The 24,584-nt window shown below is 71.7% G+C and carries 24 protein-coding genes; 15 read left to right on the top strand and 9 right to left on the bottom strand.

Annotation, left to right across the window (positions count from 1 at the left end; all coding sequences use genetic code 11):
- Nucleotides 1–5: 5 nt before the first annotated feature.
- Complete coding sequence (locus IPL89_00380) at nucleotides 6–1,595, bottom strand: hypothetical protein (GenBank protein MBK9061654.1); 1,590 nt, start codon at nucleotides 1,593–1,595, stop codon at nucleotides 6–8.
- 109 nt (nucleotides 1,596–1,704) lie between these two features.
- Between IPL89_00380 and IPL89_00375 the strand changes: the two genes are divergently transcribed.
- The 9 genes from IPL89_00375 (at nucleotide 1,705) to IPL89_00335 (ending at nucleotide 9,648) form a co-directional block, all read left to right on the top strand.
- Nucleotides 1,705–3,336, top strand: coding sequence for a HAMP domain-containing protein (locus tag IPL89_00375; GenBank protein ID MBK9061653.1), 1,632 nt, complete (start codon nucleotides 1,705–1,707; stop codon nucleotides 3,334–3,336).
- Entirely contained in the window at nucleotides 3,333–3,914 is a 582-nt protein-coding gene (locus IPL89_00370; GenBank protein ID MBK9061652.1) for a peptidase M54, read from the top strand. Before IPL89_00375 ends, IPL89_00370 begins: the two co-directional genes overlap by 4 nt.
- Complete coding sequence (locus IPL89_00365) at nucleotides 3,877–5,268, top strand: sigma-54-dependent Fis family transcriptional regulator (GenBank protein MBK9061651.1); 1,392 nt, start codon at nucleotides 3,877–3,879, stop codon at nucleotides 5,266–5,268. Before IPL89_00370 ends, IPL89_00365 begins: the two co-directional genes overlap by 38 nt.
- Nucleotides 5,269–5,421: 153 nt before the next feature.
- A complete protein-coding gene (locus IPL89_00360; GenBank protein MBK9061650.1) occupies nucleotides 5,422–5,673 on the top strand; it encodes a hypothetical protein in 252 nt (83 codons plus the stop codon).
- A gap of 99 nt (nucleotides 5,674–5,772) precedes the next feature.
- Nucleotides 5,773–6,681, top strand: a complete 909-nt coding sequence (locus tag IPL89_00355; protein MBK9061649.1) for a 4Fe-4S dicluster domain-containing protein — start codon at nucleotides 5,773–5,775, stop codon at nucleotides 6,679–6,681.
- A 55-nt stretch (nucleotides 6,682–6,736) separates the two neighbouring features.
- Nucleotides 6,737–7,897, top strand: coding sequence for a Ni/Fe-hydrogenase cytochrome b subunit (gene hybB / locus IPL89_00350; protein MBK9061648.1), 1,161 nt, complete (start codon nucleotides 6,737–6,739; stop codon nucleotides 7,895–7,897).
- 17 nt (nucleotides 7,898–7,914) lie between these two features.
- Nucleotides 7,915–8,580 carry a glycine cleavage system protein H gene (locus tag IPL89_00345; protein MBK9061647.1) on the top strand — a complete coding sequence of 222 codons (666 nt, stop codon included), beginning with the start codon at nucleotides 7,915–7,917 and terminating at the stop codon, nucleotides 8,578–8,580.
- 10 nt (nucleotides 8,581–8,590) lie between these two features.
- Nucleotides 8,591–8,941 carry a hypothetical protein gene (locus tag IPL89_00340; GenBank protein MBK9061646.1) on the top strand — a complete coding sequence of 117 codons (351 nt, stop codon included), beginning with the start codon at nucleotides 8,591–8,593 and terminating at the stop codon, nucleotides 8,939–8,941.
- An 8-nt stretch (nucleotides 8,942–8,949) separates the two neighbouring features.
- Entirely contained in the window at nucleotides 8,950–9,648 is a 699-nt protein-coding gene (locus IPL89_00335) for a glycine cleavage system protein H (GenBank protein MBK9061645.1), read from the top strand.
- A 3-nt stretch (nucleotides 9,649–9,651) separates the two neighbouring features.
- Here the strand turns inward: IPL89_00335 and IPL89_00330 are convergent, their stop codons facing one another.
- Nucleotides 9,652–10,101, bottom strand: coding sequence for a hypothetical protein (locus tag IPL89_00330; protein MBK9061644.1), 450 nt, complete (start codon nucleotides 10,099–10,101; stop codon nucleotides 9,652–9,654).
- 56 nt (nucleotides 10,102–10,157) lie between these two features.
- Here IPL89_00330 and IPL89_00325 point away from each other — a divergent pair, with 56 nt between their 5' ends.
- Together IPL89_00325 and IPL89_00320 are read left to right on the top strand one after the other, a co-directional pair.
- Complete coding sequence (locus IPL89_00325; protein MBK9061643.1) at nucleotides 10,158–10,517, top strand: phage holin family protein; 360 nt, start codon at nucleotides 10,158–10,160, stop codon at nucleotides 10,515–10,517.
- Between the two features lie 29 nt (nucleotides 10,518–10,546).
- Entirely contained in the window at nucleotides 10,547–11,401 is an 855-nt protein-coding gene (locus tag IPL89_00320; protein MBK9061642.1) for a nucleotide-binding protein, read from the top strand.
- A 12-nt stretch (nucleotides 11,402–11,413) separates the two neighbouring features.
- Here IPL89_00320 and IPL89_00315 read toward each other — a convergent pair whose 3' ends face one another.
- Genes IPL89_00315 through IPL89_00295 form a run of 5 tightly spaced genes read right to left on the bottom strand, consistent with a single transcriptional unit; the run spans nucleotide 11,414 to nucleotide 16,842 of the window.
- Entirely contained in the window at nucleotides 11,414–11,833 is a 420-nt protein-coding gene (locus IPL89_00315; protein MBK9061641.1) for a YjbQ family protein, read from the bottom strand.
- Nucleotides 11,830–13,962, bottom strand: coding sequence for a protein kinase (locus IPL89_00310; protein ID MBK9061640.1), 2,133 nt, complete (start codon nucleotides 13,960–13,962; stop codon nucleotides 11,830–11,832). Before IPL89_00310 ends, IPL89_00315 begins: the two co-directional genes overlap by 4 nt.
- Nucleotides 13,963–13,987: 25 nt before the next feature.
- Nucleotides 13,988–14,902, bottom strand: a complete 915-nt coding sequence (locus tag IPL89_00305) for a sulfurtransferase (protein MBK9061639.1) — start codon at nucleotides 14,900–14,902, stop codon at nucleotides 13,988–13,990.
- A 3-nt stretch (nucleotides 14,903–14,905) separates the two neighbouring features.
- Nucleotides 14,906–15,559, bottom strand: coding sequence for a hypothetical protein (locus tag IPL89_00300; protein ID MBK9061638.1), 654 nt, complete (start codon nucleotides 15,557–15,559; stop codon nucleotides 14,906–14,908).
- Nucleotides 15,556–16,842 (bottom strand): radical SAM protein, encoded by a 1,287-nt coding sequence (locus tag IPL89_00295; protein MBK9061637.1) that lies wholly within the window; start codon nucleotides 16,840–16,842, stop codon nucleotides 15,556–15,558. Before IPL89_00295 ends, IPL89_00300 begins: the two co-directional genes overlap by 4 nt.
- 82 nt (nucleotides 16,843–16,924) lie before the next feature.
- Between IPL89_00295 and IPL89_00290 the strand changes: the two genes are divergently transcribed.
- From IPL89_00290 to IPL89_00275, 4 genes are all read left to right on the top strand, one after another.
- A complete protein-coding gene (locus tag IPL89_00290; GenBank protein MBK9061636.1) occupies nucleotides 16,925–17,776 on the top strand; it encodes a DUF547 domain-containing protein in 852 nt (283 codons plus the stop codon).
- 28 nt (nucleotides 17,777–17,804) lie between these two features.
- Nucleotides 17,805–18,626: a S8/S53 family peptidase gene (locus tag IPL89_00285; GenBank protein ID MBK9061635.1), complete on the top strand. Its 822-nt coding sequence runs from the start codon at nucleotides 17,805–17,807 to the stop codon at nucleotides 18,624–18,626.
- Nucleotides 18,627–18,723: 97 nt separating this feature from the next.
- A complete protein-coding gene (locus IPL89_00280; protein MBK9061634.1) occupies nucleotides 18,724–19,203 on the top strand; it encodes a transcriptional repressor in 480 nt (159 codons plus the stop codon).
- A gap of 10 nt (nucleotides 19,204–19,213) precedes the next feature.
- Nucleotides 19,214–20,635 carry a deoxyribodipyrimidine photo-lyase gene (locus IPL89_00275; GenBank protein MBK9061633.1) on the top strand — a complete coding sequence of 474 codons (1,422 nt, stop codon included), beginning with the start codon at nucleotides 19,214–19,216 and terminating at the stop codon, nucleotides 20,633–20,635.
- Nucleotides 20,636–20,639: 4 nt separating this feature from the next.
- Here the strand turns inward: IPL89_00275 and IPL89_00270 are convergent, their stop codons facing one another.
- Together IPL89_00270 and IPL89_00265 are read right to left on the bottom strand one after the other, a co-directional pair.
- Complete coding sequence (locus IPL89_00270; protein ID MBK9061632.1) at nucleotides 20,640–22,613, bottom strand: lytic transglycosylase domain-containing protein; 1,974 nt, start codon at nucleotides 22,611–22,613, stop codon at nucleotides 20,640–20,642.
- Between the two features lie 178 nt (nucleotides 22,614–22,791).
- A complete protein-coding gene (locus tag IPL89_00265) occupies nucleotides 22,792–24,510 on the bottom strand; it encodes a hypothetical protein (protein ID MBK9061631.1) in 1,719 nt (572 codons plus the stop codon).
- Nucleotides 24,511–24,584: the final 74 nt, after the last annotated feature.

Here is a 24,584-nt window from a genome sequence, read left to right as displayed (position 1 = left end):
GGCGCCTAGAGCGAGATCGGCGACCAAAGTCGCCATAGATTGCTCCTCACGGTCGGAAGGCGGGCCGGCCCCGGCCGCGCGTACTCCGTGAACTCCGGGCGTCCCCCGGTGCGAACGAGACCGACGCTCTCGCCCCAGCCTTCGAAGTCCGCGTTGCCCTCGACGAGGACCACGTCGGGCGCGAAGCCGTCCAGCGGCGCCTCGCCGGCCGACGGGAAGGCCGAGGCCGGCGTCACGAGATAGACGCTCTCGATCCGCCGCCAGCAGAAGTACTTCACGACGTCGCGGCCCGTCCGCGCGACGAGAAGGACGCGGCTCCCGCCGGAGGCGAGGTCCCGGGCGCGCTCGCCCATCGCGGTGGCCCTCTGGTGGAAGGCCCACGCGGCGGCGCTCGAAGACCCGAACGTCACGGCGTACGCCTCCGCGCGCAGAAGGAGCCAGACTCCGAGAAACGCGGCGAGGGGCAGACGCAGGCGCGGCGCGGAGGCGAGAAGGGCGTCCGCGCCGACCGCCGCGAAGACGATCCAGGCGGGAACGAGGATCAGGAGACGCGTGAGGCTCGGCCCGAACGCGCCGAGCAGCACGCAGCCGGCGGCCCAGACGACGAAGAGAAACGAGAGCCCGTTCGAGGCACGGCGGCGCGTCCACGCGAGGATCCCGAGGACCGCGAGCGCGGCCGCCACCGGGTCGATCGGGTCGATCCCGCTGACGGTCAGCGCGACGCCCGTCATGTCGAAGACGTGCCCGTCCCCCCGCCAGACGCGGTAACGGTCCGGGTAGCCGAACGGCAGGAGGAACGTCGCCGCGACGTTCGCGAGCTTGTCGGGGAGTCCTCCGCGGTCGACGTAGTAGCCGCGACTCAGCACGGCATCCGGCGCCCTGAGGAGAAGGAGGATGTTCGGGATCGAGACCAGGAGGAACGCGAGGCCGACGCGGCGGGCCTCGGCGGCGAGACCCGGCCGAAGCGAGGGCCACTTGACGGCGCGCCAGGCCGCGTGCGCCGCCCACGCGATCGGCAACAGGCGGCAGCCCGAGTAGGCGTAGAGGGAGAGCGCCATCACGGCGCCCGCGGCGCGCGGACGGGAGGCGAGCCGGGAGCCGTTCGCGTCGTCCAGGAGGAAAACGGTGACGAGGAGAAAGAGCGGAGCGGCCGCGGCGCGGAGACCGACCTGTCCGTAGTGAAAGAGCCAGAGGGAGGAGGCCGGCAGGAGAAGCGCCACGGAGAGCGGCAGAGCGGGCAGCGCCCGGCGCGCGAGGCGCGCCGTCAGGAGCGCCGTGGCGACGGACGCGAGGATGGTCGGAACCGCGAGAGCCCAGCGCACGGGGCCGAAGACGGCGAGGCTCGCGCCGCTGAGGTAGAGGAAGAGCGTCTCGGCGGACGGGCCGATCGAGACCGTGAGGATCTCGAAGCGGCGCTCGAGAACGAGGCGCAATCCCCGGAGGGCTTCGACGGCCGGGTCGGCGGCGAGGCCGGGCGGCACGCGGCCGAGCGCGAGAGCGTGCAGCCCGAGGAGGAGCCCCGCTCCGGCCGCCCACGGCGTCCAGGGTCGGAGGGCGCGCGTCGAAAATGCCAGGCGGTGCTCCTCATGCCCCATTTGCGGCGGCCCTGGGCTCTGAAAGACGTGAGTCCACATTGTAGGACGCCGCGTCATGGTTCAAATGGGGGATAGACGGCGCTCGGCCGCTCCCCGACATTGACCTTGGATGACTCTGTCCCGGGTCCCCTTCCACCGTCGGCTCGGCTTCAAGATCACCGCGACGGCGGCCGCAGCGATCCTCGTGCCCGTCGCGATCATCGCGGCCGTGACGATCCGCGCCCAGCACGACGAGCTCGTGGCGCGGGCGCAGGGCAGCGCCGCGATTCTCTCGGAGACCGTCCGGAGCGCGACGCACGACTTCATGCTGAAAGACCAGCGCGAGGACGCGTACCGGATCGTCGAGATCGTCGGGCACGAGAGCCTCCGCGAGGACAGCTCGATCGAGAGCGTCCGCATCTTCAACAAGCAGGGCGCGACCGTGTACTCGACCGACCGCGCCGAGATCGGACGCATCGCCGACAAGAGGGCCGGGGCCTGCGCGCCGTGCCACGGCGGCGCCGGCGCCCCCATCACGAACCCCGACCCGACGACCCGCAGCCGGATCACGACGGTCGGCGATCACCGCGTCCTCTCGTTCGTGACGCCGATCTACAACGAGGCCGCGTGCGCGGCGGCCGGCTGCCACGCGTCCCCGAAGGACCAGCGCGTCCTCGGGCTCCTCGACGTCGCGCTCTCGCTGCGCGACGTGGACGACCGGCGCCTCGCCGCGACGTGGCGCATCGTGGGCCTCTCGGTCCTCGCGCTCGTCGCCCTGACGGCCCTCGTCTTCGCGATCGTGAAGCTCCTCGTCGTGAAGCCCGTCTCCGAGATGCTCGCGGCGACGAAGAACCTCGCTCTCGGCGGCACGCCGGCGCCGCTGCCCATCCGGTCCGAGGACGAGCTCGGGATGCTCGGGCGCTCGTTCAACGAGATGAGCGCCTACCTCCAGTACGCGCGCTCGCGTCTCGAGGCGGCGGCGGACGACCTCGAACACCAGGTCGAGGAACGGACCGCGGCGCTCAAGCAGGCCCAGGAGGCGCTCGTCCAGTCCGAGAAGCTCGCCTCCCTCGGGACGCTCTCGGCCTCGATCGCCCACGAGATCAACAACCCGCTCGCGGGCATCCTGACGTTCGCGCGCCTCATGTCCCGCACGCTCGAGGCGGGCGAGATCGACGACGCGGCGCGCGCGGCGTGCCTGAAGAACCTCGGCCTCATTCAGCGCGAGACCGAACGCTGCACGCGGATCGTGAGGAGCCTCCTCGACTTCGCGCGCGCGCGGCCCATCGAGCTCCACGCGGTCGACGCCGTAGCGGCGCTCGACGAGGCCGTCTCCCTCACGCAGCACAAGCTCCAGCTCCAGCAGGTCGTCGTGACGAAGGATCTCGACGGCGCGGCGATCGTCCGGGGAGACTTCGGCCAGCTCCGGCAGGTCTTCGTGAACCTCATCCTCAACGCCTGCGACGCGATGCCGGACGGAGGGGCCCTCAGGGTGACGTCGCGAAAGGCCGACGGCGCGGTCGAGATCGCGATCGCGGACACGGGGACGGGCATCGCGCCCGAGCACCTCTCGAAGATCTTCGACCCGTTCTTCACGACGAAGCAGATGGGGACGGGCCTCGGGCTCTCCGTCGTCTACGGCGTCGTCGAGAAGCACGGCGGCTCGATGAAGGCGCAGAGCCGCCTCGGCGAGGGGACGACGATGACGGTCCGGCTCCCGCTCGCCGGAGAGGCGGCGCCGCCGGCGGGCGCCGCCGCATGAGCGAGGTCCTCCTCCTGTGGTTCGGCCAGAAACGACCCGCGGCGGACCTTCTCGAGGGCGTGCGCCGAAGCGTCGAGCGCGAGTTCGACCGCGCCGTCCGCGTGGGCCTTTCGCCGGAGAGGCCCGAGGACGCGTTCGACGCGCGCCGCGGCCAGCACTCCTCCACCCGGATCCTCGCCTGGCTGAAGGACCGGCACGAGGGCGCGCACCGCGTGCTCGGCGTCACCGACGCCGACCTCTTCATCCCGATTCTGACCTTCGTGTTCGGCGAGGCGCAGCTGTCCGGCCGCGCGGCCGTCGTCTCGACGGCCCGCCTCGGCGACACGCCGCTCATCCCGGGCGAAGCGGCGCGCATCGCCCTGCGCCTCCAGAAGGAAGCCGTGCACGAGCTCGGGCACACGTTCGGCCTCCTGCACTGCGCCGACGCGCGCTGCGCCATGGCGCGCTCGCCCAGCCTGCGACACGTCGACGCCAAGTCCCCCGTCCTTTGCCGCGCCTGCCGCGCCCGCACCCGCGAACTCTCGGAGAACGGAGACGTCCATGAGCAAGAAGAACACGCGAATCCTGATCGTCGATGACGAGGAGATCATCCGGGAGTCCCTCTCGGGCTGGCTCGGCAAGGACGGTTACACGATCGGGACGGCGCCCGACGGGCTCACGGCGCTGAAGCTCATGGAGGAGCACCCCTGGACGATCCTCCTCGTGGATCTCAAGATGCCCGGGATCGACGGGCTCGAGGTCCTGAAGCGCGTCAAGGAGCGCTGGAGCGACACGGCCGTCCTCATCATGACGGCGTACGCCACCGTCGACACGGCCGTCAACGCGATGAAGGCGGGCGCGTTCGACTACGTCGTCAAGCCGTTCGACCCCGAGGAGGTCAGCCTCGTCGTCGAGAAGATCGTCGCGCAGCAGGCCCTCGTGCGGGAGAACGTGATCCTCCGGAAGGCCCTCAAGAAGGAGTACCGCTTCCACGACCTCGTCACGAAGAGCCCGGCGCTCCTCGCGACGCTCGAGCTCGCCAAGACGGCCGCGCGCAGCGCGTCGACGGTGCTCGTCCTCGGCGAGAGCGGCACCGGCAAGGAGCTCCTCGCCCGCGCGATCCACGCCGAGAGCCCGCGCAACGGCAAGCCGTTCGTCGCGATGTCCTGCGCGGCCCTCACGGAGACGCTCCTCGAGTCCGAGCTCTTCGGGTACGAGAAGGGCGCGTTCACGGGCGCGAACGCCCGGCGGGAAGGGAAGTTCGAGGCCGCGAGCGGCGGCACGCTCTTCCTCGACGAGATCGGCGACATCAGCCCGAAGCTCCAGCTCGACCTCCTGCGCGTCCTCGAGGAGCGGCGGGTCACGCGCGTGGGCGGCACGGAGTCGCTCGCCGTCGACGTGCGCATCATCGCGGCGACGAACCGGGACCTCCGGCGCGCGGTCGAGGAAGGCCGGTTCCGGCAGGACCTCTTCTACCGGCTGAACGTCATCACGATCACGCTGATCCCGCTGCGCGACCGCAAGGAGGACATCCCGCTCCTCGTCGACCGGCTTCTCGAGCAGCTCTCCTCGGAGCTCAAGCGCCCTGTGGAGCGCGTCTCGCCCGAGGCGATGGCGATCCTCCTCGCCCACACGTGGCCCGGGAACGTCCGCGAGCTGCGCAACGTCCTCGAGCGGGCGATCGTCGTCTCGGAGGGGCCGGTCCTCGAGGCCCGCCACCTCGGCCTCAATCTCCAGGAGGGCTCGGCCTCCGGGGCGACGCCCGAGCACCCGGCGTCCCTCGAGGAGATCGAGCGCCAGTACATCGGAAGCGTCCTCAGACAGAGCGGCGGAAACGTGACGCAGGCCGCGCGCATCCTCGACATCGACCGCGTGACGCTCTACGCCAAAATTCGCAAGTACGGGCTCAAGCGCGCCGAGGACGGAGAGTTCGAGCCCGCAACACCCGCCTGATGAGACTTACAACGCCCCGTTGAGAAAGCGAACGCGCGGTCCTCCCGCGCGTTCTTTCGTTTTTTCGGGGCAACTCGCTGCGGCCGAGCGTGTTGCGGGCCGCGCGGGCCCCGGATCGAAACGTGGCGCGATCCGTGCAACCCACTGGTCGCCATGTTGAACGACACCACGACCGCCTGCCCCTGGTTGAAGCAAGTCGTGATGCTCTATTGCGACGCCTGCCCGACGAAAAAAATGGTCCCGCGCGACCAGCTCGTGTCCCAGGGTCCGTGCCTCGCCGTCTCCCACACGGAGTGCGCGATGTACCGCGAGATGGTCCAGAGGCTCGCCGCCGGCGCCACCAGCAACGTCGATGACACGGAGGCGAGCCGTGAGGCCGCTTCCGGGAGGGAGGTCCCGTCATGATCGCCACCGTTCCGCTCGCCGTCCTCGCCCTCCTGACGCTCCTCGCAGTGGCCCACCAGAACCGGGTCCGCACCGCGTAGGGACAAGGAGAAAAACGCGATGAACCTGAACCGCCGCAACCTGCTGAAGATCGCCGGCGCCGCCGGTGCGGGCGCCGCCCTCACCGGAGGCGCCCTCGCGTCGGCCACGACGCGCGGCGCGGCGAAAAACGCCGCCGGCGTCCTCGTCGATACGACGCGCTGCGTCGGGTGCCGCGCCTGCGAGGCCGCGTGCTCCGAGGCGAACGGTCTCGCCGCGCCCGAGAAAGCGGGCGACGACACCGTGTTCGCCGCGCGCCGCCGGACCGGACCGACGAGCTTCACGGTCGTGAACAAGTCGGCCGAGAAGAGCCCCGCCGGCGAGGAGCGCTACGCGAAGACGCAGTGCATGCACTGCGTGACCCCCGCGTGCGCGTCGGGCTGCGTCGTGAAGGCGCTCGAGAAGACGGCCTTGGGGCCGGTCGTGTACCACGAAGACCGCTGCCTCGGCTGCCGCTACTGCATGATCGCGTGCCCCTTCGGCGTGCCGAAGTACGAGTACACGAAGGCGGCCCCCCTCGTCCGCAAGTGCACGTTCTGCGCGGCGCGCCAGGAAAAGGGCCTTCCGCCCGCCTGCACGGACGCCTGTCCTTCGGGCGCGCTCACGTTCGGCAAGCGGGCCGACCTCCTCGAGGAGGCGAAGACCCGCATCTACCAGAACCCGACGAAGTACGTCCACGAGATCTACGGAGAGGACGAAGCCGGCGGAACGAGCTGGCTCTACATCTCGGACGTCCCGTCCGCGAGCCTCACGCTCCCGCAGGACATCGTGAAGAAGTCCTACCCCGAGATGGCGGACGGCGCGCTCTCGGCCGTCCCGTTCATCGTGACCCTGTGGCCGCCGCTCCTCATGGGCCTCTACACCTTCAGCAAGCGGCGCGACGACGTCGCCGGCCACGAGAACAGCCCGAAGGGAGCCGGCCATGAGTGAGACCTTCGACCGCGTCGCCGCCTCCACGTTCGTCCGCGAGAAGGTCTTCCTCGGCATGGCGCCGAAGGCGTACGCGAGGAGCCTCTTCACGAGGACGAACGCGATCTTCGCCGCCATTCTCGCGATCGGCCTCCCGACCCTGGCGTACCGGTTCTGGAAGGGCATGGGCGCCGTGAGCAACCTCTCCCAGACGAACCCGTGGGGCATCTGGGTCGCGTTCGACATCGTCTGCGGCGTCGCGCTGGCCGCCGGCGGCTACACGGTGGCCGCGGCCGTCTACCTGTTCGGCCAGAAGCAGTTCCGGCCGGTCCTCCGGCCCGCGATCCTGACCGGCTTCCTCGGCTACCTGTTCGTCGTCGTCGGCCTCATGGTCGACCTCGGCCAGCCGTGGCGGCTCCCCTACCAGTTCTTCCTCACGCCCGGAACGACCGCCGTCATGTACGAGGTCGGCTGGTGCGTCTTCCTGTACCTGATGGTCCTCGCGCTCGAGTTCCTCCCGGCTGCGCTCGAGTGGCTCGGGATGACGAAGGTCCGCCGCTTCATGAGCGCGATCTCGATCGGGATCATCGTCCTCGGCGTCACGCTCTCGACGCTTCACCAGTCCTCGCTCGGCGCGTTCTTCCTCATGTCGCCCGGCAAGCTCCACCCGCTGTGGTACTCGCCGTTCCTCCCGATCTTCTTCTTCGTGTCCTCGATCGCGGCCGGCATCGGCATGGTGATCTTCGAGAGCTCGGTCTCGCACCGGGCCTTCCAGGACCAGCTCGACCCCGAGGCGCACGTCGACATGGACGCGCTGCAGCTCGGGCTCGCCAAGGGCGGCGCGGTCGTCCTCTTCGCCTACTTCTTCGTCCGCCTCCAGGGCCTCGTGGCGTCCGGCCGGTACGACCTCCTCCTGACCGGCTGGGGAGCCTGGTACGCCCTCGAGATGCTCGGCTTCGTCCTCCTGCCGTCCCTCCTCTTCGCCTTCGCGGTGAGGACCCAGAGCGCGAAGCTCGCGCGCGCCGCCGGCGTCATGACCGTGCTCGGCGTCGTCCTCAACCGCTTCAACGTCTCGCTGATCGCGTTCAACTGGAACGTGCCCGACCGGTACGTCCCCGCGCTCGGCGAAATCATCATCTCGATCACGATCGTCACGCTCGGCGTCCTCGTGTTCCGCTGGATCGTCAACCGCATGCCGGTGCTCCACGAGCATCCGGAATGGCGCGGCGCCCACTGAAAGAGCAGAGAAGAAACATGAACGAAAGCAACCTCCTCAGCCCGCACGCCACCAAGGCCATCGAGTACCTGCTCGCGGTCTCGTACCTCCTGCTCTTCATCCCCTTCTGGCGCTTCGTGAACGGCGCCACGGTCGCGCAGTCCTTCTCGCTCGGATGGTTCCAGGTCCCCGAGAACGTCCACCTGCACCGCGGCCACTCCTGGGCCAAGACGTTCGGCGGCGCCGTCGCGGTCGGCCTGGACGACTTCGCGCACAAGCTGATCGGCCCGCTGGACGAAGTCCGGTTCCCCGCGGTCGGCACGGCGCTCCGGCAGGGCCAGAAGGCCTTCACGGTCGTCGCGGACGGCAAGCCTTTCGACGTCGTCTCGCCCGTCGACGGCAACGTCGTCGCGGTGAACGAGGTCGTGCACGCTCACCCGGCCGACGCGGTTCGCGACCCGTACGGCACGGGCTGGCTCCTGAAGGTCGAGCCCCGCTGGCTGACCGCGAACCTCAAGAACCTCGTCTCCGGCGACTCCGCCCGCCGCTTCCTGGACGCGGCCGCCGAGGCGCTCTCGGGCCGCATGAGCCCGGAGCTCGGCGTCGTCCTCCAGGACGGCGGCGCCCCGGTCCACGGCATCGCCCGCGAGATCGACCCCGAGCACTGGGACGAGGTCGTGCGCCACTACCTGAAGGGCGAGTGAGGAGGACGCGATGAAAACCCGCATCCATTTCCTCGCGGCAACCCTCCTTCTCGCCCTTCTTTCTTCGACTCTTCTCGCGGGCACGCTTCCGAACCTTCCGAAGGACAAGGCTCTCCCGCAGGGAGACGGCAGCCCGGGCGTCGTCACCTTCCGCCACGACTCCCACGTCGACGCTTCGCGCCCCGACTGCACGACGTGTCACCCGACGCTCTTCCCCATCGTCAAACGCACCGCCTCTTCGGCCGCCCCCGCCGCGATCCGCCACGCCGACATGGAAAAGGGCAAGAGCTGCGGCTCCTGCCACGACGGCAAGAGCGCCCACGGCCTCGACGACTGCGGAACGTGCCACCAGGCCAAGTGAGGTGACCTATGACGCCTCTTGAGTTCCTCCAGCTCGCCGGCATCTTCCTCGCCGGACTCGTCGTCCGCGCCCTCGCGTTCACGCTCGTCCTCGCGGTCTGCGCGCTTCCGATCCTCGCGGCCTGGGCGCTCTGGCGCTCGTGGCAGAAACTGCGGGACCGGAGCATCGGCCTCGTGGACGTCGGCGGGCTCGAGCTCGCCGAGGCGCACCACTACGCGCCCGGCCACACGTGGCTCCAGCGCAAGACGCGCGGCACGGTCCGCGTCGGACTCGACGAGATCGCGGGCCGGCTCCTGCACGGGCCGACCAGCGTCACGCTGCCGAGGCCGGGCACCGTCCTCGCCGCCGGCCTCCCGGCCGCCACCGTGAACTGCCGCGGCCGCGCCGCCGCGATCCCGGCGCCCATCTCGGGCACCGTCGTCGCGATCAACCCGGCCGTCGTCCGCGACCCCTCGCTCCTCGAGGAATCGCGCTACCGGAACGGCTGGCTCTTCGCGATGAAGCCCGCGACGGCCGCGTTCCTGACGCTGCCGACCGGCGACACCGCCCGCTCCTGGTTCCAGGACGAGACGGCGCGCTTCTCGCACGCGCTCGAGACCGAGCTGGGCCTCCTCGCCGCCGACGGCGGCGAGCTCGTGGTCGAGGCGCCCGCGCTGCTGTCCGAGGAGAAGTGGCAGCGCCTCGTCTCGGAGTTCCTGAAGGGCTGACGCTCAGCGCTTGCCGAAGAGGTTGTCGAAGGCCGAGCGCGCGCCGTCGGGCGTGTCGCCGGCCTTCGTGCCCGTGAGGTCCATGCTCACGACGGGCGCGTAGAACGTGCAGTCGTTCGCTCGCGACTTCGCCGGGATGGCTGCAGTGATCGGCTGGCGACACTGCTGGGGCGCGGAGCCGTCGAAGTGCCGGCACTGGCTGCACGCGTGGAGCGCGGCGCCGCACTTCCGGCAGGCCGACGCCTTCGTAACCGCGGCATCGTTCTTCTCGCCGCAGGCCTTGCAGCGGAAGACCTCGTCGCGGTGGCGGTCGGCGCCGCGGCCGCGCGGCGCGCCTTCCATCCGCGCGGGGCGGTCGGTGGAGAACCCGCCGCTCCCGCCGGCGCTGCCGCCGGAGCCGCCGGTGCGCGCGCCGTCCTGATAGCCCTTGGAGCGGTACTTGCGATCACCCATTCGCATCATTCTACGGTCCGGCGCGCGGGCCGTAGAATCCTCTTCCGAGGTATTTCATGAGACTCCTCCTTCGCATCCTCATCAACGCGGCGGCCCTGTGGGTCGCGGCGTCGGTCGTGGACGGCATCCACGCGGGCGGGGCGGGCTCCATCCTGGCGGTCGCGGTCGTCTTCGGCGTCGTGAACGCGCTCGTGCGCCCGCTGCTGAAGCTCCTGAGCTGCCCGATCATTTTCCTCACGCTCGGCCTCTTCACGCTCGTGCTCAACGCGCTCATGCTCATGCTCACGGCGTGGGTGGGCAGGCAGCTCGGGATCGACTTCACGGTCGACACGTTCTGGGCTGCGTTCCTCGGCGCGCTCATCGTCTCCATCATCTCGACGGTCCTGTCCTGGTTCATCCCGGACAAGGCCGCGTGAACCAACACCCGAAAAGGAGCTCTCCCCCCATGCGCGTTCCGGTCTCTCTCCTGGCCCTCGTGTTCCTCGCCGGCTGCGGCAAGCAGCAGCCCGCGCTCGACGTGAAGTCCGCGGCCCCCGCGTCCGCCCCTGCGGCGTCCGCGTCCGCCCCCGCATCCGGCGTCGTGCCTGCCGCGCCCGAGCCGGCGCTCGTCACCGTCAGCGGCACCGTCCTCGAGACGATGGACGCGGCCGAGTACACCTACATGCGCCTGAAGACCGCGACCGGCGAAACGTGGGCCGCGATCAACAGGACGAAGATCGCCAAGGGCGACGCCGTCACGGTCACGAACGCGATGGTGATGGACGGCTTCCAGAGCAAGACCCTCAATCGCACGTTCGACCACATCCTCTTCGGCGTGCTCGCGAAACCCGGCGCCCCCGCCCCCGCGGCGGCCGGAGTCCCCGCTGCGCCGATGGCCTCCGGCCACCAGCCCGCCGCGGGCGCGGCCGCGCCCCCGACGCAGGAGCAGATGGCCGCCCAGCACGGCCAGGCGGCCGGCGGGCCGGCGGACGCGCCGGACGTGAAGGTGCCGAAGGCCGAAGGCTCGAACGCGAAGACGGTCGCGGAGCTCTGGGCGCAGCGCGCGTCGCTCAAGGGCAAGGAAGTCGCCGTGAAGGCGAAGATCGTCAAGGTGACGAACAGCGTCATGGGGAAGAACTGGCTGCACGTCCGCGACGGTTCCGGCTCGAAGGCCACGAAGGACAACGACCTCACGGTCACGACCGACGTGGTTGCCAGGACGGGTGACGTCGTGACGGTGACCGGTACGGTCTCCGTCGACAAGGATTTCGGCGCCGGGTACGCCTACCCCGTCATCATCGAAAACGCGAAGGTGAAATGACCTCCGCGGACCCTACTCGCCGATGATCTTGATCAGGACGCGCTTCGGGCGGCGGCCGTCCCACTCGCCGTAGAAGATCCGCTCCCACGTGCCGAAGTCGAGGCGGCCGTTCGTGATCGCGACGACCGCCTCGCGGCCCATGAGCTGCCGCTTCACGTGCGCGTCCGCGTTGTCCTCCCCGGTGTCGTTGTGCCGCCATTGCCTCACGGGGTCGTGCGGGACGAGCGCCTCGAAGAAGCGCGCGTAGTCCGCGTGGAGGCCGCTCTCGTCGTCGTTCACGAAGACCGACGCCGTGATGTGCATCGGGTTCACGAGGCAGAGACCTTCCTTTACGCCGCTCTCCTTCACGGCGGCCTCGACCTCGGGCGTGATGTTCACGAACCCGATGCGGGCGGGGACGTTCAGCGTGAGGACCTTGCGATGTGACTTCACGGGACGTCGATCTCGCGCAGGGCCGCCTCGGCGTTTCTCGCGGCGTCGCCCCCGACGGGCGCGAGGCGGAGGATCTCCTCGTAGAGCCGCCGCGCGTCGTGCGAGCGGCCGGAGGCGCGGTAGAGGCCCGCGAGGCCCACGCGCGCGGGGAGCGCCTCGGCGGACACCGGCGCCGACCGGAGGATCTCCTCGTAGAGCGTCTGCGCGCGGAGCGCGTCCTGGCGTTTCTCGGCGGCCTGGGCGAGGCGCAGCGTCGCCGTCCGCGCCGCGTCGGCGTCGGCACCGGAGCGGGCCTGCTCGTAGACGTGCAGGGCGTCCTCGTCCCGCCGGATGCTTTCGAGGTACTCGCCCCGAGTGAGAAGAGCCTCGCCCCGCAGGGAGGGGATCGCGGCAAGAAGGTCGAAAGCCTTGAGGACGCGAGCGTCGTCGCCCGCCTTGCGGGCGAGCTCCGCCATCGTCCGATAGAGCGCGGCGCGCGTCTCGACGCGCGGAGTCCTTGCCGCGGCCTCCGCGTAGAGGTCGAACGCCTTCGCCGGCCCGCTCTCTTTCTCGGCGGCCGAGCCGCGCTCGAGGATCCGCGCGAGCGTCTCGTCAGCGATGGGCGAACGGGCCGGGTCGGGGGCGGCGGCCGGAGCCTGAGCGTTCGCCGGAGCCGAACCCGCGCCCCCACCGGGCAGCCGGGGCGCGCGGCGGGCCCACCACGCCCCGAGGAGAACGACCGCGAGAACGGCGGCGGCGAGAAACGCGGCGGGAATGCGCGGGCCGGTCCGCGCGGGCGGCGAGGCGGGAACCGTGCGCGGGCTGGCGGGAACCGACGCCGGCAGCGCGCGCGCGGCGCCCGCGTCCGGCGAGAGCAGCGAGGCGATCTGCCCCTGCGTGTAGGGGTCCGGGGGCGCGAGCGCCTGGAGCTTGCGGAAGAACCGCATGAGGTTCACGAAATCGTGCTCGAGGCGGTAGAGCTTCGCGAGCTGGAGGAGGAGCGCGAGGTTGTCGGGCTCCTTCTTGAGCGACTCCTCGAGGGCGCGGATCTTGGCGTTGTCGAGCGGCTTCTCGCGCTGCCCGGCGCGGATCGCGGCCGTCCGGAAGAGCTCCTGCGCCTTCGCGTCGTGCGGGAGGCACGCGACCGTGCGATAGGCGGCCCAGAGGGCCTCCTCGGGCCGCGCCGAGGAGTCGTTCATGAGCGTCTCGGCCGCCGCCGTGGACTCCGCGGCGAGCCTCCGGTTGCGCGCGGCGACGAACGCGCCGGGGTCGTCGAGGAACGAGCGGAAGAGGACGGAGGGGCGCTCGACCTTCTCCTTCTCGAACACGGCCCGCAGGGCCCTCGAGGCCGTCGCGGCGTCGGGGAAGCGCGCCGCCCGGTCCTTGGCGTGGAGCTTGCGCAGGAACGTGTCGACGCCGGGCGGGATCGTCGGGTCGAGAAGCGAAGGGAGTTCGGGCTCGCTCTCGGCGACTCGGCGGAGCGTCACGGCGATCGAGTCGGCCGTGAACGGGTTGAATCCGCAGAGGAGCTCGTAGAGCACGGTGCCCATCGAGAAGAGGTCGGTGCGCGCGTCCAGGTCGTCGCCGCGCGCCTGCTCGGGAGACATGTGCGCCGGCGTCCCGACGACGGTCCCCGTCATCGTGAGGCGCGTGAGGTGCTCGGCGTGGCTGATGCCGAAATCGCCGATCTTCACGCCGCCTTCCTTCGTCCACATGATGTTCTGCGGCTTGATGTCGCGGTGGACGATGCCCTTCGCGTGCGCGGCCGCGAGGCCGTTCAGGGCCTCGTCGACGGCATAGAGCGCGATCTCCCACGGGAAGCGCCCCGACTCCTGGCGCAGGGCGTAGAGCTCGCCGCCGTCCACGTACTCCATGACGATGTACGCGTTCGACGGCGTCGGGCTGCAGTCGACGAGCTCGACGATGTTCGGGTGCTTGAGCCCGATCTGGATCCGGATCTCGTGAAAGAAACGGTCGAGGAAGTCGGGGTCCGTGACGAGGTGAGGAAGGATCTTTTTGATCGCGACCGTGCGGCCCGTCTTCCCGTCGACGGCCAGGAAAATCTCCGCCATCCCGCCGAGCGCGAGCCGGCGGACGATCCTGTAGTGGTCGATCCGCTCCGGAACCGGAGGGCCGCCGCCGTCGGGCATGTTGCGGGAATCTTACGCGGCCCGTTCAGGGAGGCGCGCCCGTCTCCATCGGCAGGTCCTCCCGCGAGGACCACTCCCAGAGCGAGCCGTCGTAGTTCGCCGCGACGACTCCGAGGCGGGCCTCGAGGAGGAACGCGAGGAGCGCCGAGCGGACGCCGCCCGTGCAATAGGTGACGACGGGACGCTCCGCGGGCAGGGGCCCGGCGGCCGCAGCGAGCGCTTCGGCGGAGGCATACGTACCGTCCGGCGCCCGGAGCGCGGCGAGCGGAACGAGGCGCGCCCCCGGCAGCCGGCCTCCGCGCGCCTGGCCCGTGAGCGTCTTCCCCGTGAACTCCTCGGGCGTGCGCGCGTCGAGGAGGATGGCCCCGCGCGAGCCGAGGAGATCGCGCAGCGCGTCCGCGGCGATGCGGCGCCCGGGCTGCGGCGACGGCTCGAAGTCGCCGGGCGGCGGCGCAGCGCCGCGCTCGGGGCCGCGCTCGAGGCGCGCCCGCTCGAGCTTTTCCCACGCAGGGAATCCGCCGTCGAGAAGCGCGACGTCCCGCGCGCCGAGGGCGAGCAGCATCCAGCCGATCCGCCCCTCCTCGCCCCAGCCCCCCGCGCCTCCGACGACGACGACGGGCCGCGAGGCCGAGAGGCCGAGGGCGCGCAGCTTCGGAGCCAGCTTCGCGTCGTCCGCGAGGAGCCCCCAGCGCGACGAGCCGCGAAACAGGTATGCGAACCCGCCGGGCCGCACCGCGCTGAAGTCCCTCCAGTCCACGTTCCGGCTGCCGGGGACGCGGCCGGCCTCGAACGCGCGGCGGTCGCGCGCGTCGAGGACGATGGGCGCCGTGGGTCCGTCGAGCGCGATGGCGAGCGCCGCGGCCTCGACGAGCCGGGCCCGGCCCGGAGCGGCCGCGAGAGCGGGCGTCGCCAGCGCGAGGAGGAGAGCGGCGGCGCGCACGCGTCAATTCTCGCGCAGCCGCGCGCGCAACCCGTCGAGGAGGCGGACGGGGCCCTTCGCGTGGCCGGCGCCGCGCATCCACGCGGGCAGGCTCTCGCCGAAGACGCCGCTCTCCGTGTAGACCAGCGTCGCGCCGCCCGGCACGGGGCCCGGGGACACCGAGAAGCACCCGCTCACGGGCGCCACGCGGACGCGGCCGGAACCCGGTGGTGCGAGCCGCGTCGAGGCGTCCTCCCAGAACACGACGGCCGCATCTCCGTCGCGGGCCGTCGCGGGCGCGAGCGCGTACTCGCGTTCCCGGAGCGGCCACGGGGCCGCGAAGACCGCCGCGAACGCGGGAGGCTCGCCCGGCAGCCGCTCGAAGGAGCGCAGGCGCTTGATCCAGAGGGGCCAGCGGGCGACGTCTTCGAGGATCGCGGCGACCCGGTTCGCCGGCGCGTCGAGACGGGTGCGCGCGCGCAAGACCACGGCGCCGCCGGGCAGGCGCGCGAGGCCGACCGTCACGCCGTGCTCCTCGTGAAAAGGCGAGAAACGGGCGTCCTCGATCCGGCAGGGATGGCCGGCGGCGAGCGGGCGCTCCGGGAGGTCCGCCGCCGGCGCGCTGCCCGCGGCCACGGAGGCGGCAAGGAGAGCGGCGGCGCAGCCGCGCGCGATCACGAGGCGCGCGCCGCGGAACGGGCCGGCAGCGCAAGCGAGCCCGTCTTCGGGTCCCAGACCGCGGCGCCGCCCGCGGACGGGAGCGCAAGCGGCTTCAGGATGTACTCGTCGCGCCGCGCGTTGTGCGCGCACATCGAAACGGGGCCGTCGTCCGTCATGACCATGAACGAGCAGTTTGCGAGGCGCTCCTCGTCGAGGGCGTCCGCGTCCATGAAGTTCTGGATGAAGAACGTGATCTTGCCGGTCTTCCTGCGCGCGAGGACTTCGCGCCGCACCCGCCAGAGGCGGGAGAGGACGAACGCGCCGCCGCGCAGCACCCACCAGGGCCGGCGGGCGAGCGCGAGGAGGACCTGCCGCGCCGTGCCCGCAACGTCGCGGCGGTCGAACGGCACGTGTTTCATCTCCTCGAGGAAGCTCTCGTAGAGGGTCTGGTCGGCGAGGACGTCCACGGCGCGGCCGCCGAACGTCGCGAGCATCGTGGCCTCGTGGCAGTCCGGGTGCCCAAGGAGCGCCGCGTTCCACGCGAGCGCGCCCTCGCCGACCGCCGCCGTGATGCGGTCGCGGATCGCCGGCAGCGTGACCTCGGGCGCGCGCGCCTGCCACTCGCCGCGGCCCGTCGCCGCCTGCACCTGGAACGAGGCCATCCCGACGACGTCGGAGTGGTCGAGGAAGAAGCGGACCAGACCCGGAATCTCGTCGAGGTTTCCGCCGTGGACGGACGTGTTGAAGATGACGGCGATCCCGAGGCCGCGGGCGCGCCCGATGTACTCGCGGCGAATCGCGTTCAGCGACTCCTCGGTGGGGAAGCGCTTGCGCCGCTGCGTCGTGTCCACGTGAAACGCGACGTCGTAGAGGCCGGCCGCCGCGAGCTCCTCGAGGAGGTCGCGCGTGGCCTTGATGCCGTTCGTGAAGAGCGAAGGGCGGAGGTCGCGCCCGGCGGCGCGCGTCACGATCGCGACGAGCTCCTTGCGATCGCGCAGCGTCGGGTCCCCGCCCGTGATCTGCACGCTCACGCCCGCGCCGTATTGCTCGCGGATCCGGTCGATCCGGTCGAACAGAATCTCGAGCGGCGTGTCCTTCACGGACTCGGAGGATTCCGAGAGATAGCAGAGCGTGCAGTCGAGGTTGCACCGCTGCGTGATCTCGAGGGCGACGCACCCGACCGTCGAGCGCCGCCCGAGCACCTGGTTCGGCAGCCGAAACCGCGGGTCGAGCCTCTCCCACGCCTCGGAAAGTGCGCGCTCGCGGAGGGCGGCGTCGGGAAAGACGGGCAGGCGGCTCATCGGATGGAATATTCGGAAGGTGATGGAAGATATTCCCTCGAACGGGAGTCCGGGGGACGGGAGACAGGGGGATTTTCTTCGAATGAGCAGAAACGGGATCGCGGGCGTTGCAGGGGCGGCGCTGGGTTTCCTCGTCTTCGGCGGCTTTGCGGGTCGTGCTCCGGCGACGCCAGCGCCCGATGCCCCTTTCACAGAATCTCTCTCTCTTCCCTCTTCTTCCTCTTTCTCCTACGCAGACTGGAATCTCGTGCTTTCGGCCTTCGTGGACGACCGTGGCGCCGTCGACTACGCGGCGCTCGCCCGCGCCCCTCAAGCGCTCGACAGGTTTCTCGCCGCGGTGGAGCGGACGAGCCCCGAGTCGGAGCCGGCGCTCTTTCCATCTCGGAACGACCAGCTCGCGTACTACCTCAACGCGTACAACGCATGGGTCTTTCGCGGCGTCCTCCGGCGCGGGCCGGAGACCGAGAGCGTCTGGAAGGGCGGGCTCGTCTCGGGCTATTCGTTCTTCGTGGGGATGGACATCGTCGTTGGAGGCGTGAAGACGAACCTCAAGAAGCTCGAGGACAAGACGGTGCGCGCACGATTCGCCGACCCGCGCATCCACGCCGCGCTGAATTGCGCGAGCCGCGGCTGCCCGCGCCTCCCGCGCAAGGCTTTCGAGCCCGCGACGCTCGACGCCGAGCTGGACGCCGCGATGAGGGAGTTCGTCTCCGAGGAGCGCAACGTCGCCGTCGCCGCGGCCGCGCGCACGGTCACGCTCTCGAAGATCTTCGACTGGTTCGAGGGCGACTTTCTCGCCTTCGAGAAGAAGCAGGGCAACGCGAAGCCGAACCTCGTGGACTACGTGAACCGGTACCGCGCGGCGGACGCGCAGGTTCCGCGAAACTTCCAGGTGCGCTTCGCCGAGTACGACAAGAGCCTCAACGGGCGCTGAGGGGCCGCAGCCCGTAAACTCCGCGGCCGTGCCGCCGCGAGCGCTCCCCTCTCCCGCCCTTGCCGTCCTCGACGTTGGCTTCTTCCGCCACCCGGACCTGACGGCGCGGCGCGTGATCGGCTGCTTCGACGCGACGGGCCGCCGCGTCCTCCCGTTCCGGTACGGCGCGAACGGCACGGGCGCCGAGCACGGGACGCGGACGATGCTCCTCGCGGCGGGGAGCGGGCGGGCCAGCGGGCTCGTCTCGCCCGCACCCCGCGCGAAGGTCGTCCTCGTGAAGGTCGGCGAAGGAGGCCGGGTGCCGCGCGAGGCCATCGTGCGCGCGTATCGCTGGCTCCTCGCGCACGCGGCGCGCCACGCGATCCGCGTCGTCCTCTGCCCGTTCGGCGACGATCCCGAAGTCCGGGGCGAGCGGAGCGAGGTGCCCGCGCTCGTCGCGGCGCTCGCGGCCCACGGTCTCGTCGTCGTCGCCGCCGCGGGCTGGGATCCGGCGAACGAGGTCATCTCGCCGGCGCGCTCACCGCGGGCGATCGCGGTCGGCGGCTGGGACGTGGCCGACAACCGGCCCGCGCGCGGGCCCCGCGTCGGCGTCGTCGAGGGCGTCCTGAAGCCCGATCTTCTCGCGCCGGCGGTCCCGCTCGAGGTGCCGTGCCTCCGCGGCAGCCGGATGCACGAGCGGGCCGGCGGAACGTCGTTTGCGGCGTCCCTCGTGGCGGGGGCCGCGCTCCGCATTCTCGAAAGCGAGCCGGCGCTCGGGAAGGACGGCGTCCTCGCCCGCCTCACGGCCCTCGGGCGCCCGGTGCCGGGCCACCCCCCATACCTGCCCCTGAAGACGCTCCGCCGGAGCTGACCCCGGATTTCCTAACGTTTTCGGGGCTCCGCGTCTGGACTCAGATGCAACTGCACCATTCCCTTCCGATTTCCGGGGGGGCATCGTTCCTCTCACCATGAGCGGAAACACCGACGAACGCCGCGTCTTCGACGAATTCCTCAAGCGCAAAGGCCTCAAGGTCACGCGCGAGAGAACGGCCGTGTTCGACGAGATCTTCTCGACGCACCGGCACTTCGACGCCGACGACCTCGTGAGCCGCATGCGCGAGCGCGGCACGAAGATCAGCCGGGCGACGATCTATCGCACGCTCGAGCTGCTCTACGGCTGCGGCCTCGTGGGGCGCGTCCGCCTGAACGAGGAGAAGTACCGCTACGAGCGGCTCCGCAAGGGCGAGCATCACGACCATCTCGTCTGCACGAACTGCGGCAAGGTCGTCGAGTTCGTGGACGGCGCCATCGAGAAGAGGCAGGACGCGGTCTGCAAGGAGCACGACTTCGTCGCGACGTCGCACTCGCACCAGATCTGGGGTCTCTGCGGCGCCTGCCGGAAGGTCGCTCTGAAGGCTCCGGGCCGGGCTCCGACGATCGCCGCGTAGACTCGCGCGCGTGCCCGTTGCCGTCGTCTGGCTGCGGCGGAATCTCCGCCTCGACGACAACCGCGTCCTCGATGCGGCCCTCAGGGCCGCGGACGCGGTTGTTCCCGTGTTCGTCCTCGACGACCACTACCTGCTCGAGGACTTCTCACCGCCCCGCCTCGCGTTTCTTGTCGCGTCGCTGAGGGAGCTCGCGGCCGCGCTCGAAGGGAAGGGCGGCCGCCTCGTCGTCCGGAAGGGACCGGCGGGCGACGCGCTCGCGGCGCTCTGCCGCGAGACCGGCGCGGACGCGGTCTTCACGCACGCGGACCACGAGCCGCACGGGAAGGCCCTCCACGAGGAGGCGCGCCATGCGCTCGCGGCGCAGGGGACCGCGCTGCACGCCGTCGAGGATCTGCTCCTGCTTCCGCCCGGGCAGCTCGCGACGCAGGACGGCAAGCCCTTCACGGTGTACACGCCGTTCTCGCGCCGCTGGCTCGAGGCCGACAAGCCCGCTCCCGTTCCCGGGCCCGTGCGCGTTCCGGCGCCGGACGCGGTCCTCTCCCCCGCGTTCCCTTCGATTCCTCTCGAGAAGCCGCGGGGGTTCCGCGAGAGGGGAGCGCCCGCGAACCCGGAGGCCGGCGCCGCCGCGGCGCGCCGGACGTGGGACGCGTTCCGCGCGTCGGCGCTCTTCCGCTACGCCGGGGAGCGCGATCGGCCTGATCTCGAGGGCACGTCGCGTCTCTCGCCGCACCTGCGCTTCGGGACGATCGGAATCCGCCGTGTCCTCGCCGAAGCGCGGGCAGCGTGGAAGGACGCCTCTCCCGAAGGAAGGCGAGGTATCGAGACGTTCGTCAAGGAGCTCGCCTGGCGCGAGTTTTACGCGGGAATCCTCCACGCGTTTCCGCGAGTTCTCGCGGAAAGCTTCCGGAAGGACTTCGACGCGTTCCCGTGGAGCGCGGGCGACGAGACAGAGAGGCGCTTCGCGGCGTGGACGGAAGGGCGCACGGGCTATCCGATCGTGGACGCGGGGATGCGGCAGCTCGCTGTGGAGGGCTGGATGCACAACCGGGTGCGCATGGTCGTGGCGTCCTTCCTCACGAAGGATCTCCTCGTCGACTGGCGGCGGGGCGAAGCGTTTTTCCGCAGGCACCTCGCCGACGGCGACCCCGCCTCGAACAACGGCGGCTGGCAATGGGCCGCGGGCTGCGGGACGGACGCGCAGCCGTTCTTCCGCATCTTCAATCCCGTCCTGCAGGGCCGGAAGTTCGATCCCGACGCCGCGTACGTGAGGCGGTGGATCCCCGAGCTTGCACGCGTCGACGCGAAGGCCGCGGACCTCCACGCGCCGTGGACGCTCGCGACCCCGCCTGCCGACTACCCCGCTCCTGTCGTCGACCACGCGGCGGCACGAGCCGCGGCGCTCGCCGCGTTCGCGACGCTGAAGAAGGCCTGAGGCGCTACGGCGCCGCGGGCGCGCCGGTCTCGAGGCGCGGCACGGGCGTGTCGAGCGGGAGCCCGTAGAGCGCGGCGTACGCGCTCTGGAAGTAGAGGACGCGCTTGACGTAGACGCGCGTCTCCGTGATCGGGATCCCCTCGAGGAACTCGTCCATCGGCGCGCCGCCCGCGGCCCTCTTCCACGAGCGCACGCGGCCCGGCCCCGCGTTGTACGCGGCCACGGCGGCGGCCGAATCGCCGTGGAACTCCGCGAGGAGGTCGCGCAGGTACGCGGCGCCGAGGTGCACGTTCTCGGCGGGGTCCCTGAGATCCGGCCGGCTCTTCGAGCCGTTCTCGCGCCGGTTCATCGATTTCCCCGTCGCGGGCATGACCTGCATGAGACCGAGCGCGCCGGCCTTCGATCGGATGTCCGCGGTGAAGACGCTCTCCTGCCGGATGACGCCGTAGAGGAGCGAGGCGGGAAGGCCCACGCGCTGCGCCTCGCGCTCGACGATGCCGGAGTGCGCGACGGGGTAGTACGCGCGGCGCGCCTCCGCGGGCACGCCGCCTTCCTCGGGCGTCCCGAGCTCCGGGTAGCGGCGCTTGAGGAGGCCGGCGGCGCGCCGGTAGTCGCCCGTCCCGGCGGCGACACGCGCCGCGAACACCGGGTCGAGCGTGCCCTCGAGCTCGGCGGCGTCGCCCGCGAGGTCGGGAAAGCCGCAGGACATGAATTCGCGCGAGGGAGCGAGCGGCGTGTCGCTCTCGGCCGCGGAGTTCCGGAGGGGGGCGGTCGCGGGCACGGCGAGCGCCACGCCGAGCGCGGCGGCGGCCCAGCGCGCATAGAGGTCGGGCGCGGCGCCGGGGACGAGGTTCGCGTAGAGGGAACGCGCTCCGTCCGCGTCGCCGAGGCGCTCCCTCGACCGCGCGGCCCAGTAAGTTGCGCGCCGCTTGACGCCGACCTCGCGCCACAGAGCGCTTTGCTCCTCGAAGGCCCGAGCGGCCTCGGCGTACGAGCCCGCCGTGTAGAGGTCGAACGTGTCGCGAAACGCCTCGGCTGCGCCCGCGTCGTTCGCGGGGTCGATCTCGAGGAGACGCAGCAGGAGGGTGCGCGCCTGCTCGGTGCGGTTCACGCGGCGCGCGAGGCGCACGCCGGTTTCGAGCAGCCGGCGGCGGTCGTCCTCCGCGAGCGGCTGCGCGAGAAGCGCCGTGAGCTCGGAGAGGCGGAGATCGGCCGCGGAGCGCTGGGCGGGCGTGAGCGCGGGCGGTGCCTTCGCGGGCGCCGGCTTCTTTCCGCGCGCACTGCGCCGTGCCGCGCGGGGCGACGGCGGGATGAGACTGCGCGCCTCGGCGAGCCACGAGAGTGCGGCGCGGTGCAGCACCTCCGCGTCGCCGAGCCCGTCGGGCGGCGGAAGGGCGAGCAGGCGACGCGCGTCCTTCGGACTGCCCGCGTGCAGCCAGGCCTCGGCCGCGGCGGTCCGCACGGAGACAGGCGGATTGGGGCCGAGCGACTTCAAAAGCGCCGCAGCCTGTTTCGGGTCGCGCGAGGCGACGGCGCGGGCGCGGGCCGCGCGGGCGGCGGGCGGCGCGACCTTCATCGCCGCGTCGAAGGCGGCGCGATCGGTTTCGTCGAAAAGATCCGCGGCGCGCTCGGGGGCATCCGGCCAGGTGCCGCCCGCCGCGCCGAGCAGGAGCCGGGTCTCGTCGCGCGACGGGGCGACGCGGGCGAGCGCCAGCGCGCGCGCGATTCCGGCGCGAGCGTGCCGGGGGTCGGGCTCCTTCCGTGCGGAGAGCGCCTCGCGCACGGCGCGCTTGTCGGCGGGGGTCGCCGCGAGGTGCGCGGCCTCCCCGAGGGCTTCGCGGGCGAGCACCTCGTCCGACCCGGACGCGTACGCGAGGAGAGCGGCGAGGGTGGTCCTCTTCGCGGGGATGCTGGCCGACAGGCCCACCCACGCCGCGAGGCCCGAAAGGCCGAGCGGCGTTCCGTCGAGGCCGGCCACGAGCGCGGGCGCCGACCCGTCGCCACGCGCGAGCGCGGCCGCTGCAGTCGCGAACCCGCGGCGCAGGGCCGGGAGGTTCGGCGCTCCAGGTGCGAGCGCGGCCGCCGCGTCCGGCGGAGGTCCGGAAGCGGCAAGCGCCGCGAGGAGCGCGAGGGCGGCGGGGCTCAGGGAGTCCCGCTCAGCCCATCGGCCCGAGCGACTCGGCGCGTCCGTCCGCGAGGATGCGGACGAGCTCGTCCCTGAAGAAGTCGTGCTCGCGGCGGATGTGCTCCGGCGTGCGCTCGTCGTAGACCTGCCGGCTCCGCTCGATGTCGTCCTTGAGGCGCTCGTAGAGGTCGGACGAGGCGCGGCCTTCGTCGACCTTTTTCTCGTTGTAGAGCTTTATCTCCGAGATGAGGAGGCGCGCGAGACGGCGGGCGTCGTCGAGCGAGCGCTGCGGCCCTTCCGCCTGACCGGCGCGGCCGCGCGGCACGAAGCCGGAGATCGGGCGGACGCCGCCCGCATCCTTCGGAGGCAGCACGGCGGATGCGCCCGTGCGCGGAGCGGGCTTCTGGACCGTCACGTCCTCGCCGCCGGGAGCGGGCGCCGGGGAAGCGCTGCGCATGGCCGCGCTCGACGCGCGAAGCGCCTCGAACGCGCCGGTGAAATCGCCGGTCGATGCGCCGGAAAGCGGCGACGGGATGCCGGCCGGAGGAGGCGGCGCGGTCACGCTGGGCGGGAGCGGCAGCGACGGGTACGAGATCGAGCTCGAGGCCGGGGCGGACGTTGCCGCCGCCGCCGGCGCGGGCATCGGCGGAGGTGGGGGCGGTGTCGCCATCGACGGGATCTGGCTCGTGAGGCCGGGGTCCGAGAACGTGTGTTTCAGGCTCGGGACCGGTCGCTTGCCCGACTCCTCGATGGCGCGCAGCGCCTCGCGTGCGTCGGTCGGGCGCGGCCGGGCCGGAGGGGCGGACGGCGGTTCGAGCGCCGCGACCGTCATGGCCGGCGGCGGAGGAGGTGGAGGCGCGGCGATCGTCGCGGCGGGCGGCGCCATCGAAAGCGCGTCGAGGTCCTGCGCGGGCAGCTGCACGGTGGCTCCGGGCGATGCGGCCGACGCGACTTCGAAGCGCGCGATCTTCTCGCCCGTGGGCGTGAGCGTCGGGGAGGGGATCTTTTTGCGGGCCGCAAGGAGGTCCACGGCGAGGCCGGTGACGAACGTGAGGACCTCGATGGCCGCCTCGTTCAGGCGGCCCTCCTCGCCGGGCAGCTCGTCGGCGCAGACGAGGCCAGCCAGGCGGTCGCGGATGACCATCGGCACGAGGAGTGTCCGCGCGGGTGCCGGGCCGGAGAGCGCGCGGCGAAGCGGCGAGCTCTCGTCGGGCGGTTCGGCGAGCATCGAGCGCTGGCCCTTCAGCACGGCCGCGACGAACGGATCGTCCTCGGTCGAGAGGTCCACGGCGCGCACGGCCTCGTCGCGGCCGCCCGTCGCGTCGTAGCCGACGGATTTCCAGCCCGTGAGCCGGTCGTTGCGCAGGACGAGGAGCGCGACGCGCGAGGCGTGCGCCTGCGTCTGCGCGAGGAAGCGGGACAGGACGTCCACCTGCGTGCGCGCGGACTCGACGGCGGCGAGCGACCCTCGGACGACCGTCCAGTCGGCCTGCGCGGGCGCGGCGGGGGCGGCGGCGCGCGCCGGGGGGGCCGCCGCCGGAGCGGGGGGCGCGGCGTCCTCGAGCATGAGGGCGACGACGTCTTCGGGGAAGAGGGGCTTGGCCTGCGCCGGGATCTTGTCGGACAGGGCCGCGAGCAGGGACTCGATGTCCCGGCGTGCGTCGACGAGACCCGACTTCCACGTCGCGAGGTGGTCCTCGAGGTGCGTGGACAGCGATTCGATCAACCGGCGTGTCGCGGCGGGATCCACCGACATACGTCTCCTGACGGCGCCAATCCAGGGCCCGTGTGGCGTCGTGTCCCGGCATTATATTCAGACAACAC

The sequence above is a fragment of the Acidobacteriota bacterium genome (assembly GCA_016716715.1).
Classification (GTDB): domain Bacteria; phylum Acidobacteriota; class Thermoanaerobaculia; order UBA5066; family UBA5066; genus Fen-183.
Note: the sequence above shows the minus strand (reverse complement) of the source record. Positions and strands in the feature narration are given on the sequence as shown.

Excerpts from the sequence above, each read along its gene's own strand:
- IPL89_00375 (MBK9061653.1), top strand. The coding sequence starts at position 1,705 with ATGACTCTGTCCCGGGTCCCCTTCCACCGTCGGCTCGGCTTCAAGATC.
- IPL89_00280 (MBK9061634.1), top strand. The coding sequence starts at position 18,724 with ATGAGCGGAAACACCGACGAACGCCGCGTCTTCGACGAATTCCTCAAG.
- IPL89_00320 (MBK9061642.1), top strand. The coding sequence starts at position 10,547 with ATGCGCGTTCCGGTCTCTCTCCTGGCCCTCGTGTTCCTCGCCGGCTGC.
- IPL89_00290 (MBK9061636.1), top strand. The coding sequence starts at position 16,925 with ATGAGCAGAAACGGGATCGCGGGCGTTGCAGGGGCGGCGCTGGGTTTC.
- IPL89_00345 (MBK9061647.1), top strand. The coding sequence starts at position 7,915 with ATGAACGAAAGCAACCTCCTCAGCCCGCACGCCACCAAGGCCATCGAG.
- IPL89_00360 (MBK9061650.1), top strand. The coding sequence starts at position 5,422 with ATGTTGAACGACACCACGACCGCCTGCCCCTGGTTGAAGCAAGTCGTG.
- IPL89_00355 (MBK9061649.1), top strand. The coding sequence starts at position 5,773 with ATGAACCTGAACCGCCGCAACCTGCTGAAGATCGCCGGCGCCGCCGGT.
- hybB (MBK9061648.1), top strand. The coding sequence starts at position 6,737 with ATGGCGCCGAAGGCGTACGCGAGGAGCCTCTTCACGAGGACGAACGCG.
- IPL89_00335 (MBK9061645.1), top strand. The coding sequence starts at position 8,950 with ATGACGCCTCTTGAGTTCCTCCAGCTCGCCGGCATCTTCCTCGCCGGA.
- IPL89_00330 (MBK9061644.1), bottom strand. The coding sequence starts at position 10,101 with ATGGGTGATCGCAAGTACCGCTCCAAGGGCTATCAGGACGGCGCGCGC.
- IPL89_00325 (MBK9061643.1), top strand. The coding sequence starts at position 10,158 with ATGAGACTCCTCCTTCGCATCCTCATCAACGCGGCGGCCCTGTGGGTC.
- IPL89_00310 (MBK9061640.1), bottom strand. The coding sequence starts at position 13,962 with ATGCCCGACGGCGGCGGCCCTCCGGTTCCGGAGCGGATCGACCACTAC.
- IPL89_00365 (MBK9061651.1), top strand. The coding sequence starts at position 3,877 with ATGAGCAAGAAGAACACGCGAATCCTGATCGTCGATGACGAGGAGATC.
- IPL89_00295 (MBK9061637.1), bottom strand. The coding sequence starts at position 16,842 with ATGAGCCGCCTGCCCGTCTTTCCCGACGCCGCCCTCCGCGAGCGCGCA.
- IPL89_00370 (MBK9061652.1), top strand. The coding sequence starts at position 3,333 with ATGAGCGAGGTCCTCCTCCTGTGGTTCGGCCAGAAACGACCCGCGGCG.
- IPL89_00380 (MBK9061654.1), bottom strand. The coding sequence starts at position 1,595 with ATGGGGCATGAGGAGCACCGCCTGGCATTTTCGACGCGCGCCCTCCGA.
- IPL89_00340 (MBK9061646.1), top strand. The coding sequence starts at position 8,591 with ATGAAAACCCGCATCCATTTCCTCGCGGCAACCCTCCTTCTCGCCCTT.